The 12,888-nt window shown below is 58.2% G+C and carries 14 protein-coding genes; 13 read left to right on the plus strand and 1 reads right to left on the minus strand.

The window, feature by feature from the left end; all coding sequences use genetic code 11:
• Positions 1–39 precede the first annotated feature (39 nt).
• From IDH45_RS24685 to IDH45_RS24745, 13 genes are all read left to right on the plus strand, one after another.
• Positions 40–435: a RidA family protein gene (locus tag IDH45_RS24685; RefSeq protein WP_190930804.1), complete on the plus strand. Its 396-nt coding sequence runs from the start codon at positions 40–42 to the stop codon at positions 433–435.
• Positions 435–1,748 (plus strand): M20/M25/M40 family metallo-hydrolase, encoded by a 1,314-nt coding sequence (locus tag IDH45_RS24690; protein ID WP_190930805.1) that lies wholly within the window; start codon positions 435–437, stop codon positions 1,746–1,748. Before IDH45_RS24685 ends, IDH45_RS24690 begins: the two co-directional genes overlap by 1 nt.
• Positions 1,749–1,752: 4 nt before the next feature.
• A complete protein-coding gene (locus IDH45_RS24695; RefSeq protein ID WP_190930806.1) occupies positions 1,753–3,237 on the plus strand; it encodes a M81 family metallopeptidase in 1,485 nt (494 codons plus the stop codon).
• Positions 3,238–3,262: 25 nt separating this feature from the next.
• Entirely contained in the window at positions 3,263–4,582 is a 1,320-nt protein-coding gene (locus IDH45_RS24700; protein WP_190930807.1) for an aspartate aminotransferase family protein, read from the plus strand.
• 2 nt (positions 4,583–4,584) lie between these two features.
• Positions 4,585–5,343 (plus strand): SDR family NAD(P)-dependent oxidoreductase, encoded by a 759-nt coding sequence (locus IDH45_RS24705; RefSeq protein ID WP_190930808.1) that lies wholly within the window; start codon positions 4,585–4,587, stop codon positions 5,341–5,343.
• A 71-nt stretch (positions 5,344–5,414) separates the two neighbouring features.
• Positions 5,415–6,194, plus strand: a complete 780-nt coding sequence (locus IDH45_RS24710; protein WP_190930809.1) for an IclR family transcriptional regulator — start codon at positions 5,415–5,417, stop codon at positions 6,192–6,194.
• Positions 6,195–6,338: 144 nt separating this feature from the next.
• Entirely contained in the window at positions 6,339–7,082 is a 744-nt protein-coding gene (locus IDH45_RS24715) for an amidohydrolase family protein (protein ID WP_190930810.1), read from the plus strand.
• A gap of 71 nt (positions 7,083–7,153) precedes the next feature.
• Positions 7,154–8,050, plus strand: coding sequence for a fumarylacetoacetate hydrolase family protein (locus IDH45_RS24720; RefSeq protein ID WP_190930811.1), 897 nt, complete (start codon positions 7,154–7,156; stop codon positions 8,048–8,050).
• Positions 8,051–8,186: 136 nt separating this feature from the next.
• Positions 8,187–8,438, plus strand: a complete 252-nt coding sequence (locus tag IDH45_RS24725) for a hypothetical protein (protein WP_190930812.1) — start codon at positions 8,187–8,189, stop codon at positions 8,436–8,438.
• A 15-nt stretch (positions 8,439–8,453) separates the two neighbouring features.
• The gene (locus tag IDH45_RS24730) at positions 8,454–9,299 is read left to right on the plus strand and encodes an electron transfer flavoprotein subunit beta/FixA family protein (RefSeq protein ID WP_190930813.1); all 846 of its coding nucleotides are present in this window, start codon (positions 8,454–8,456) and stop codon (positions 9,297–9,299) included.
• 50 nt (positions 9,300–9,349) lie between these two features.
• A complete protein-coding gene (locus IDH45_RS24735; protein WP_190930814.1) occupies positions 9,350–10,441 on the plus strand; it encodes an electron transfer flavoprotein subunit alpha/FixB family protein in 1,092 nt (363 codons plus the stop codon).
• Positions 10,438–11,748, plus strand: a complete 1,311-nt coding sequence (locus IDH45_RS24740) for an FAD-dependent oxidoreductase (RefSeq protein WP_190930815.1) — start codon at positions 10,438–10,440, stop codon at positions 11,746–11,748. The genes IDH45_RS24735 and IDH45_RS24740 overlap by 4 nt, the downstream gene beginning before the upstream one ends.
• The gene (locus IDH45_RS24745; RefSeq protein WP_190930816.1) at positions 11,745–12,032 is read left to right on the plus strand and encodes a ferredoxin family protein; all 288 of its coding nucleotides are present in this window, start codon (positions 11,745–11,747) and stop codon (positions 12,030–12,032) included. The genes IDH45_RS24740 and IDH45_RS24745 overlap by 4 nt, the downstream gene beginning before the upstream one ends.
• A gap of 135 nt (positions 12,033–12,167) precedes the next feature.
• On the opposite strand, the gene trhA is transcribed toward IDH45_RS24745, so the two are convergent.
• Positions 12,168–12,815 (minus strand): PAQR family membrane homeostasis protein TrhA, encoded by a 648-nt coding sequence (trhA, locus tag IDH45_RS24750; RefSeq protein WP_190930817.1) that lies wholly within the window; start codon positions 12,813–12,815, stop codon positions 12,168–12,170.
• Positions 12,816–12,888: the final 73 nt, after the last annotated feature.

Here is a 12,888-nt window from a genome sequence, read left to right on the forward strand (position 1 = left end):
TATTCTAAACTTTATCCATTTGAAGGGATGATCCGTACCATGTCTATCGAAATTAAAGCTCCTAACGCTCCCCAGTTCCCGCTGCCGTTCTCCCATGCGCTCCGCGCCGGAGATTTCGTATACGTGTCCGGCCAAGTAGGCGTATACCCGGATACGAGGGAGCTTGTCGGAGACACGATCGAAACCCAGACGGAGCAAAGCGTCCGCAACATCGAGACGATTCTTCAAGCGGCCGGCCTTACGCTCGATCATGTCATTAAAGTGAACGCTCACCTTACGAGCCTGGCTGATTCGCCGGCTTACAATAAAGTGTACGAAACGTTGTTCAGCAAGCCGTACCCGACCCGTACGACAGTGCAAAGCGGTCTGGGCAATTATAAAATCGAAATCGACGTCATTGCCTATGCGCCGACTCGTAGAGGGGAAAACGCCTGATGAAACGAAGCCTGTTATCCGAGAAGATCGGGCAATGGGTGGAGAGGAACAAGGCGGCATCCGCCGCCTTGGCTTCCGAGCTCGTCCGGATCCCGAGTGTCAATCATCCGCCGTATGGAAATGAAGCCGCTTACCAGTCGTTTTTTGCAGATCGCCTTCGATCGATCGGAGCGGAAGTATCGCAGTACGAACTCGATACGGTACCGGGACTGCAGGAGCACCCTGCGTATATGAAAGGCAGGCAATATGCGAACCGCCCGAACGTTCACGGCAAGTTTTCGGGCACGGGAGGCGGCAGATCGCTTGTGTTCTCCGGTCATGCGGACACGGTATATGAAGGCGTCGAGCCTTGGGAGGACGGTCCGTTCTCCGGAGCGATCCGCGACGGCAAGCTGTTCGGACGCGGCTCTTACGATATGAAGGGCGGCATGGCGGCGGCACTCGAAGCAGTGCGATGCTTGCAGGAATTGGATATACGGTTGGGTGGTACGGTACATATTGAAAGTGTCGTCGACGAAGAGCATGGAGGAGCCAACGGCACGTTAGCAGGCCGGCTGATGGGGATTAACCCCGATATGGCGATCATCCCCGAGCCGACGAATCTGATTCCGTACCCTGCGCATCTCGGCGGAGGGATCTGGAAGGCGGAGTTTTCCGGTAAAAGCGGCATCGGCTTTAACGGGGAAGAGCTCATCAGTGCCCTGGACGCGACCGTATCCTTTGCCATGCTGCTCCAGAAGTTCAAGAAGCGGCTTAACGAACTTATCCAGCCTCATCCGTTGTGGAGTCATACCGACAGAGGCATCGACGTCGTCGTGCTGACGATCGTGTCCGGCGATACGAACCGGGAGCTTCAGGAGAAGCTGCCGGCCGACGGCAGGCTGAACTTCTGGATCGAAGGGTATCCGGGTATGACCGACACGCAGATTCTCGACATGCTGTGGGAGTTTTACGAGAGCGAGCTGCCTAACTTCCCGATTTTGGCCAAATGCAGGCCGCAAGTGACTCCGCTTATCCGGTATTTGTCCGGCAGCGAGATGGCGAAGGGAGAGCAGACGGAACAGTTTCTCGCCGCTGTCAGGCAGGCGGGGGCGATCGCTTTGGGACAGGAGCCGGGGCCTTCGCAAGGTTCTCCGTTCGCTTGCGACGGATTTATGTTTAACCTGCACAGTCCGACGCCAGCGCTGGTGCTCGGGCCTTCGGGGGCAAACGCGCATGCGGCCGACGAACAGATGGATCTGGACAGTTACTACAAGCTGATCCGCTGGTTCGCGGAAATCATGATCGACTGGTGCGAAGCGGAAGGGGAATAAAACGATGGCACATACAGGGAACAACGGACCGAAGAAGATCGGAGTCATCGGCGTCGTTCACGAAACGAATACATTTGCGCCCGGCACGACCGGTCTGGACTCGTTCGCCGGCGACTGGATTCAAGGGAAAGAGGCGTTTCTCGAACGGTATACTGGGACGAAAACGTCGATGGGCGGCGTCATCGACGCGGCTGCGACGCTGGGACTGGAGTTGCTGCCCGGTTTGTACACCCAGGCTACTCCGAGCGGCATGGTGACTGACGAAGCGTTCGATGCGATCGCGAACGGCATGGCCGATTCGGTGCAGCCGGAGATCGACGGACTCGTCGTCATTTTGCACGGTGCGATGGTCGCCGTGTCATACCCGGATGCGGAAGGCGAAATTTTGCGGCGGCTTCGCACGAAGCTCGGCAGCAGCCTTCCGATCGCAGTAACGTTGGATCTTCACGCGAATATAAGCGGGACGATGGTCGCTCTGTCGAATATAATCGTCGCTTATGATACGTACCCGCATGTGGATATTTATGACCGGGCCGTGGAAGCGACCGGAATGCTGAAGCGCCGTCTCGACGGGGAGATCGAGCCCGTTCAGAAGCTGATTCATACGCGGATGCTCGTCGCTCCGCAAGCGATGCTGACCGATGCCGGGGCGATGAAGGAACTGATGGACCTCGCCTTCGAGCTGGAGAAGTCGCCTGGCATTCTCAATATATCGGTGGCTGGCGGTTTCCCCTACAGCGATGTGGCGGATGCGGGGATGACGTTCGTCGTAACGGCGGATAAGGACATCGCTGCGGCGGAACAGTGCGCCGAGCGTCTGCGGGCGGCGGCGTGGGAGCGCCGGGAACGGTTCCTCGTCCGGCAGACGGGCCCGGCCGAAGCGGTCGAACGGGCCGTCCGCCATCCGGAGGGGCCGGTTATATTAACGGAAAGCTCCGACAACGTCGGCGGAGGCTCTCCGGCCGATTCCACGACGCTGCTGCCTCATCTGCTGGCCGCCTCGAAGAAAAGCCTGATCGTTCTCTGCGATCCAGAAGCGGTACGGATGGCGGCGAAGCTCGGCATCGGCGGCGAACTGAGCTGCAGCGTAGGCGGCAAGACGGACGACAAGCACGGCGAGCCGGTGCCGATTACCGGTACGGTCCGTACGTTGTTTGACGGCAATTACCGTCATGTCGGGGCTTATATGACCGGGCAGCATGCGCGCATGGGGCTGACCGCCGTCGTGCAATGCGGCAGCGTCACCGTGATGCTGACCGAGAAGCGGGTAGCTCCCTGGGACCCCGGACATGTCCGCTCCGTCGGACTCGATCCCGAATCGTTCCAGATCATCGTAGTCAAATCGGCGCTCGCATGGAAAACGGCGTTCGGCGACGTTGCCAAGCTGGCGATCGACGTCGACACGCCGGGATGCTGCACGGCGAACCTGCACCGCTTCCAGTTCGAAGCTTTGTACCGGCCGATATACCCGCTTGACGAGCTCGGATAACCGATAACCGGAGAGGAGAACGAAGATGAAAATCTATGAGAAGTCCCGTGTTAAACTGGCGGATGCGAAACAAGTGCTGGCAGGAGGAGTGGCGAGTACGCTGCGCGGCTCGATGAAGCCGACCCCGTTGTATGTGGAATCCGCATCGGGGGTTATCGTGAAAGATGTGGACGGCAATGAATATATCGACTATCAGCTCGCCTACGGACCGCTTATTTTAGGGCATGCCCATACAGGCTTTAACGCCAAAGTAAGTGAAGCCATGGCGAAAGGAATCACCTACGGACTGCAGCACGACGGCGAGATCGAGCTGGCCCGCCGCTTGACGGAAGTGCTGCCGTGCGCGGACAAAGTGGTGCTGAGCGGCTCCGGCACGGAAGCGGTCATGCTGGCGCTTCGTCTGTCCCGCGCTTATACCGGGAAGAGCAAGGTCGTCCGTTTCCACGGCCATTACCACGGCTGGTCCGACTCGATCTTCACATCGTTCCCGAGCCCCGATATGATGCAGAAGGCGACTTCCGCCGCCGCGAACAGCGTGCCTCCCGGCACGAAAGGACAAAGCGAGCTTAGCTTGCAGGACGTCATCCTCCTGCCGTGGAACGATCCGGAGCAACTGGAGTCTACGCTGCGCGAGCATGCAGGCTCGATCGCCGCGGTTATTACGGAGCCGGTCATGTGCAACTCGGGCTGTATCCTGCCGGAGCCGGGTTACCTGGAGAAAATGCGAGAGCTGACCCGCGAGCTGAACATCGTTCTTATTTTCGACGAGGTCATCACCGGATTCCGGTTAAGCCCCGGCGGAGCTCACGGCCGGTTCGGCATGACGCCTGACCTGGTGACCGTCGGTAAAGCGCTTGGCGGCGGGATCGCGGTAAGCGCGGTCGGCGGCCGCAAGGAGATTTTCGAGCTGATCGACTCGGAGCAGGTCAGCCATCTCGGAACGCTTAACGGCAACGGCGTCGCCACCTCCGCCGCGCTTGCGGTGCTTGAGCTGCTGACGCAGAACGACGCGGCCGTTTATGGTACAATGGAGGGACATGCGGTTCAGCTCGCTTCCGGAATCCGCTCCTTGTTCGGCAAGCACGGGATGAGAGGAGTCGTCAACCAGATCGGTCCTGTATTCCATATGATGTTTATCGACGAAGACGTGGTGACCCACTTCGATACGTTCCAGAAACGCAATGCCGCGCGTTATGCCAAGTTCGCCGAGCTGATGCTGGAGGAAGGCGTTCTGGTCCGTCCTAACGGCTTGTGGTATTTGTCCACCGTTCACGAGGCCGGGCATATCGAATCGACGCTCGCGGCGATCGATCGCGTCTTCGCGAGACTGACGGAGGGGAACTGAAGATGAGACTATCCGGCAAAGTGGCGATCGTGACCGGCGGATCGCACGGGATCGGTCAAGCGGTTGCGATCCGGTTCGCGCGCGAAGGCGCGAAGGTTGCGTTATGCGGCAGAGGCAAAGCCGCTTTGGATGAGACGGTCGCGCTTATTCGCGAAGCGGGAGGAGAAGCGATCGCGTATGAGACCGACGTATCGAACAAGGCTCAGGTGGACCGCTTCGTCGACGGAGTGATTGCCGAATGGGGCAAGGTCGACATAGCCGTCAATAACGCCGGCATTTGCGAAGTCTCGCCTTTTCTGGACATTACGGAAGAGCAGTGGGACCGTCATCTGGCGATTAATCTGAAAGGCGCTTTTCTGGTCAGCCAGCGTGCCGCCCGCGAGATGGTCCGTCAAGGGACCGGCGGCTCGATCATCCAGATGTCCAGCGTTAACGGCATTCAGGCGGAATCGGATCAGGTGCACTACAACACGACCAAGGGCGGCATGATTAATTTGTCCATGTCGATGGCGCTGGAGCTTGCCGAACAAGGCATCCGCGTCAACGCGCTGTGCCCGGGCTTTATCGAGACCCGGCTGACCAAGCCGCTGATCGACAACCCGCCGGCGATCGCGGACTATTTGCGGACCGTACCGATGAAGCGGGTAGGGCAGCCTGAGGAAATTGCGGCGGCCGCCGTCTTCCTCGCTTCCGATGAATCTTCCTATATGACCGGAACGAATATGGTCGTCGATGGAGGCCAGCTGATCAAGCTGTCTTAACCCGATAGCCGGCCGATATTCGGCGGACAAACCGGAATAGCGACTGATCCCAGCACCGGAAAGGGGCAACTATGAAAGACAACGAAAAGCAAACCGCTACCGTCAAATCCGCCGACCGGGTGCTCGATATTCTCGAACTGTTCGCCGAGCGGCAGGAGCCGATCAATTTATCCGAGTTATCCCGGGAGCTGGATCTCCCTGCGAGCAGCGCGCACAAGCTGCTGCAAAACTTGCTGGCGCGCGGTTATTTGGAGACGGAGAGCCAGGGCAAGACGTTCCGTCTCGGCTACAAGCTGTTCGAGATCGGCAGCAGGTACGCCCAGCGGACCGATCTGTCCGGCGAGTTCCAATATGCCGCGCAAAAAATCGTCGACGAGCTGAACGAATCGGTGTTTCTTACGATCCGCAATCACGACAAAGCGTTGTATGTAGCGGAGAAGCAAAGCACGCATCCGGTACGGTTCGTCTCCCATCTCGGCATGCAGCTGCCGCTTCACGCGACGGCGATGGGCAAGACGCTGCTGAGCGGCATGACCGACGAGGAGATCGGGAAGCTGTATCCGGATAAGCAGCTGGGACGGCTGACCGAGACAACGATTACCGATTTCGGCGAACTGATGAAGCAGATTGCCGCCATCCGTACCGACGGCTTAGGAACGAGTTATGGAGAGTCGGTGCATGGCATCCGCTGCGTGGCGGCTCCGGTCTTCGGCACCGCCCAGAAGGTAACGGCGTCGCTCGGGGTATCGATCCCGGAAGCGAGATGGGAGCCGGAGCTGTGGGAGCGCATCGTGCAAGCCGTCCGTCAAGGCGCGAAAGAGATGAGCACCAGGCTGTATTATGTACCATAAACCGATGAGTCTTGGCGGTTTAAAGACATGTTTCAGACCGTGTCTGTATAAAAGACCGAATTATGTCGTTTACTTGCCGTCCCGATTCCGCTACGATGGATATAGCCGATTTCTATTGGCGAAAGCTCGGGAGGAACAACAACCATGATTATCGACATGCATACTCATGTATGGGGCGGCCGGTACGATCTGCATACCCGGGAACTGCGCGAGAACTGCGAACGGTATGATATCGCGAAGATTTTCGTCTCCGGAATCGCGAGACAATATCCGGACGAGTCCGAAGTCCGGCAGCATAATGCGGACGTTGTCAGATTCAAGCGCGAGCAGCCCGGTTTGGTGGAAGGGTATGTCTACGCGAATCCGCGTAATGCCGACGCATCGGAAGTGGTGCGCCGCGGCATCGAGGATGACGGGATGATCGGACTGAAGCTGTGGATTGCCGCCTATTGCGACGATCCGCTTGTATATCCGCTGGTAGAGCTTTGCATCGATTACAAAGTCCCGATCTTGCTGCACGCTTTTCATAAAGCGGTGAACCAGTATCCGGACGAGTCTACTGGCGTGCATGTAGCCGAGCTTGCCAAGCGTTACCCCGAAGCGAAGCTGATTATGGCGCATCTGGGCGGTAACGCGTATCACGGGATCAAGGCGGTTCGCGATTATCCGAACGTCTGGACCGATTTTTCAGGATCGTTATTCGGACGCGAAGATATCGATTATGCGGTGGATCAAGTCGGCACGGACCGTATTTTATTCGGTTCGGACATGCCGGGCTGCTCGTTTCTGACGAATTACGCCCAGATGATGGAAGCGGATTTGACTGCGGAGCAGCGGGAAGACATTTTTGCGAACAATACGGTTCGTCTGTTCAACCTAAACGTCTGACCAGCCTCCCGCCTTCGAGCGGGACATGCCCGGTTAGTACGGACGGCCGCTACCAAAGGGGAGGAACTACGTTGAAACTCGTCACCATCCAGATCGACAACCAGAATCAATTGGGAGTCAAAACCGCGCGCGGCATTCTGAACATTACGGCCGCCGCCCGTTCGGGGACCAGCGGCTCCCTTCCGACTACAATTCATGAACTGATCGAAGGCGGAGCGTCTGCCCGCCAAGCGGTCGAATCGTACGTTAGCGCAGCGGAACTGGATTCCGGGGCGGAATGGCTCGATGCGGCATCGGTTTCTTACGGAGCGTGCGTGACCCGTCCGGAGAAAATCATTTGCGTCGGCTTAAACTACCGGAAGCACGCTGAGGAAACGAACGCCAAAATTCCGGAGTTCCCGATTTTGTTCAACAAGTTCAACAATACGCTGAACGGCCACGGCCACGACGTCGAACTCCCTGTTACTTCGAAGGAAGTCGACTATGAAGCCGAGCTGGCGATCGTGATCGGACGCCGCACGAAACATGTCAGCGAAGAGCAGGCGCTGGACAGCGTGTTCGGTTATGCTTCCGCGAACGACATTTCCGCGCGCGATCTGCAGCTGCGTACGAACCAGTGGATGCTCGGCAAAGTGTGCGACGGCTTTACGCCGATCGGCCCGGAGCTTGTAACCGCCGACGAGATTGCCGATCCGAACCAATTGAACATTCGAACGGTCGTGAACGGCGAGGAGCGTCAAAACTCCAATACGTCCGACATGATCTTCAACTGCAAGCAAATTATCAGCTACATTTCCCGCCACTTCACGTTGGAGCCGGGCGATATCATTTTGACCGGAACGCCGGAAGGCGTCGTACTCGGATATCCTCCGGAAAAGCGCGTCTACTTGCAGCCGGGCGACGTCGTAACGGTCGAGATCGAAAACCTCGGCAGCGTGACGAACAAGATGGTGGCCGAGAATGTGTAACTCGGAATGTATAGAATAGATAGACGTCAAGGGACCTTAGCGGGTCCCTTTTTCGATTCGGCACCGGATACCACCTGCTCCATGATGGAAAGCGCCTTCAACCGAGGGTGCTTTTTTGGTTGCGGTGGACATATAAATGATAGCAATCGACGGAATCCGGGGAGGAGGCGTCGTCCCGATGGGCGCGTTCATCGTCATTATGCTGGGCTGCTTCGCGTGTTTCGGCGCTGTTTTTGGGATCGTATACCGATGGATCGGCAAAGACACTTACGAATACGACAACGAGTTCGTCTGGGACCGTCACCATGCTACGCTCGAACAGATGGAATTTGCCAGGAAGAACAAGAAGCCGGGGCAGGAGGATCAGGCCGGTGCCGATGCAAAGTGAAAAGGAGGGGATACGTTGCTGCACATCGTAGTATGCATCAAGCAGGTGCCCGACAGCCGGGAAATCCGGATCGATCCGAAAACGAACACGCTTATTCGTCAAGGAGTGCCGAGCATCGTGAATTTCTATGACATGCACGGACTGGAGGAAGCGCTGCGCATCAAGGACGAACAGGGCGCCCGCGTTACGGTCGTGACGATGGGACCGCCGCCGGCGGAGAAAGGGCTGAAGGAATGCATCTCCCTCGGGGCGGACGAAGCGGTGCTTGTCACCGACCGCGGGTTCGCCGGGGCGGATACGCTCGCGACTTCGTATGTCGTCGCGAAGACGATCCGCAAAATCGAGGAGACGTGGGGGCCTGCCGATATCGTCTTTTGCGGCAAGCAAACGCTGGACGGCGATACGGGTCAGGTCGGCCCAGGCGTAGCGTGCAGGCTCGATTTGGAGCAGCTTACCTATGTCGGTCAAGTGGTGGATGTCAATCCGGCGGACCGGACGGTAACCGTGAACCGGAATTTGGAGGACGGGGTGGAGACGGTCCGTACGAGGATGCCTGTGCTTATAACGGCCCTTAAGGAGCTGAACAAAGTGAGGCGGGCCTCGCTGCCGGGGATGATCCGGGCGGCGCGTTACAAGCCCGTCGTCTGGACGACCGCCGATTTCCCGGATTTGGACAAAACGAAGATCGGACTGAAAGGCTCGCCGACGATCGTATCCAAAACGTGGGTTCCGGAAGTGAAAGCCGTGCAGACGACGATGGTCGAAGGCGACGGGGAAGCGCAGATGGCCGAGCGGCTGGCGGATCTGCTCTGGGACAAGGCGCTCCCGGAGAAGCTGGGCTGGACAGCTGCCAGCCGATAGACGCAATTGTTGGTTCAACCTGTATTCGAAAGGGAAAGGGGCAAAGTGCCATGTCAACGGAGCGGGCGGAAGAACAAATGCCCGATTGGTCCGCTTACCGCGGCGTCCTGATCGTCGTAGAGCAGCGGGACGGCGAAGCGAAGCCGGTCTCCTGGCAGCTGCTCGGGGAAGGGAAAAAGCTGGCGGCGAAGCTGGACGTTCCGGTCAAAGCGCTCGTCATCGGTCACGGAGTCGGCCATCTCGCCCGCGAAGCCGGGTATTACGGAGCCGATCACGTCTATTGGTGCGATCATCCGGAATTGGCGAATTATCGGACACGCCCGTACAGCCGAGTCGTGCTGCAGCTGATTGAGGATGCCAAGCCGGAGATCGTCTTGTTCGGAGCGACGGCGACCGGCAGAGATTTGGCCGGCGCGATCGCGACCCATCTGCCGACCGGGCTGACGGCGGACACGACGGAGCTGGATGTTGAGCCGCCGCCGTCCCGTCTGTTGCTGGCGAGTCGTCCGGCCTTCTCTGAGAAAATGATGGCGACCATCTTGTGCAAGCAGTATCGTCCGCAGATGGCGACCGCCCGCGCAGGCGTATTCCAGTCGCTGCCCCGGAACGACTCACGCGAGGCGGCGATTGAAGAGATCGCGTTCCGGATGGAGCCTGCGGACATTGCCGCGGAAGTGCTCGACTTCGTCCGCGAAACGGGGAGAATCAATCTGGAGGAAGCGGACATTATCGTAGCGGGCGGCCGCGGACTGGGGGGCCCAGAACCGTTTGCGATGCTCCGGGAGCTGGCCGATACGCTCGGCGGAGTCGTCGGCGCCTCCCGGGCCGCCGTCGATGCCGGCTGGATCAAGCATGAGCATCAGGTGGGGCAGACCGGTCAGACCGTGCGGCCCAAGCTGTATTTTGCAATCGGCATATCGGGCGCGGTCCAGCATACGGTCGGCATGAGCAATTCCGAGGTCGTCGTCGCGATTAACAAGGATGCGGAGGCGCCGATTTTCCAATTCGCCCATTACGGGATCGTAGGTGATCTATTCAAGATCGTACCGGCTATAACCGAGGAAATGAAGCGGCGCAAACAGTCGGCGTCGGCAATAACGGATCACACATCGCCGAATAAGGGAAGGGGTAGCGGCTCATGACCGAAAAATGTAACGCCGTCGTCGTCGGCGCCGGCCCTGCAGGCGCGGCGGCGGCTCTGACGATGGCTCGTGCGGGATTGTCCGTCGTTTTGCTGGAGAGAGGCGAATTTCCGGGTGCCAAAAACTTGTTCGGAGGCGTATTATACAGGAAGCAGATCGAAGAGCTGGTTCCCGAATTCTGGAAGGAGCGGAACGCTCCCGTCGAGCGGCATATCGTGGAGCAGCGGCTGTGGCTGATGGGCGAGCAATCGGTCGTCACGCTTGGACATCGTAATGAGGCGTTCAAAGATCCGTACAACTGCTTCACGGGACTGCGGGTCCGGTTCGATCCGTGGTTTGCCGACAAAGCCGTGCAGGCGGGAGCGATCCCGGTGTATGAGACGGTGGCGACCGAGCTGCTGATCGAAGGGGGGCGCGTGGTCGGCGTCCGGACGGACCGCGACCAGGGCGACCTGTATGCCGACGTCGTCGTCATCGCCGACGGAGTCAACTCGCTGCTCGGCAAGCAGCTGGGCATTCATAAGGAATGGGCTCCCGACGAGGTGTCGCTGGCGGTCAAAGAAGTGATCGCGCTTCCCAAAGAAAAAATCGAGGACCGTTTCGGACTGGAGGGCGACGAAGGGGTCACGATCGAGTTTGTCGGACAAACGTCGCTTGGCATGGCCGGAATGGGCTTCCTGTATACGAATAAAGATACGATCTCGCTCGGGATCGGCGTGATGGTCAATCATCTGCGCGATAAGAAAGTGAAGCCGTACGCGCTGCTGGATGCCGTGAAGCAGCACCCGATGATCCGCAAATTGATTCAGGGCGGAGAGATGAAGGAATATTCCGGCCATCTTATTCCCGAGGGCGGTTATCATTCGATTCCGAAGTTGTCGGGGGACGGCTGGTGCGTAGCCGGCGACGCCGCCCAGCTGGTCAACTTCGTACACCGCGAGGGGACGAATCTAGCGATGACATCGGGCCGCTTGGTGGCGGAAGCGATCATCGAGGCGCACCAAAAAGGCGATTATTCTGCAGCGTCGCTCAAACGGTACGACGAGTTGATCCGGGAAACGTTCGTCATGAAGGATCTGCGCAAATACCGGGGGATGCATCGTCTGCTGAAAGAGCAAAACCCCGAGCTTCTGTTCGACAAGCTGCCGAAAGCGGTAAACGAGGCGGCGTTCGAGATGCTGAGCATCGACGGGACATCGAAGGCGGATAAGCAGAAAAAAGCGGTCCGTCTGATCCGCGAAGCGGCCGGCGGCTCGATGAACCTGCTCAAGCTCGGCTACAAAGGATGGAGGGCGATGAACGGATGAGCGAATGCGGGGTTTCCGACCGGTTGTTTACAATCCGTTACAAGTGCGACGACAAATCGCATCTGATCATCAAGGAGAGGGACACTTGCCTGTCCTGCAAGACGAAGGACTGCAACTACTTTTGCCCGTCCGATGTGTACGAATGGGACAAAAAGCAGAAAATGACCACGGTGGCGTACGAGAATTGCATCGAGTGCGGCACTTGCAGACTGGCTTGTCCTTCGCATAACATTCATTGGGTGTATCCGAAAGGCGGTTACGGCATCACCTATAAATATGGCTAGGCAGCGGCAAGCAGCGGAACCCGAGCGGTTCCTTTTTTGTTTGGATCTCATTGGATCTCAAAAGCCCCCGGCACCGGCGGGACCGGCTGGAGACGGGTCCGCGCAGTGTCAGGGGCTGCGAGACGGCTATACGTATCAGGCGGCTGCACCCGGCATAGGCAGCACGTAAAACAGGATGGCGATAAAATGGCAGACGCTTCCTCCGATGACGAACGTGTGCCAGATGGCGTGATGGTACGGGACTTTGCGCCATACGTAAAAGATCGTTCCGACCGTATAAAAGATCCCTCCGCCGACCAGCCACAGCAGCCCGTTCCAGGGAAGCTGCTCATACAGCGGCTTGATCGCAAATACGATGAGCCAGCCCATACCGATGTAAAACAGGGTGGACAGCATAATGAACTTTTTGACGAAAAACGCCTTAAAGACGATTCCCGCGACAGCGAGTCCCCAGACGATCCCGAGAATCGTCCAGCCGAGCGGGCCTCGAAGCGTAACGAGCAGAAACGGCGTATACGTGCCGGCGATCAGCAAATAAATCGCGGAATGATCGAGAAACTCGAAAATATCTTTCGTTTTGCCTTCCCGAAAGCTATGGAGCAAGGTGGAGCATGTATACAGCAGGACAAGCGTCGTTCCGAAAATACTGAAGCTGACGATATGCCATACGGTGCCGTGCAGGCTGGCGAACACGACCAGCACAGCCAAAGCGGCTGCGCTTAGCAGCGCTCCGATGCCGTGACTGATCGCATTGGCGACTTCTTCCTTAAGCGAATATTGCATGTCTGAACTCCCCGCTTCCGTTAATGATCTGGTATTCATTGTAACATGGCGGGCACCCGGATGGAAACCGGAC

This window comes from Paenibacillus oceani (assembly GCF_014705615.1).
Lineage (GTDB): Bacteria > Bacillota > Bacilli > Paenibacillales > NBRC-103111 > Paenibacillus_AB > Paenibacillus_AB oceani.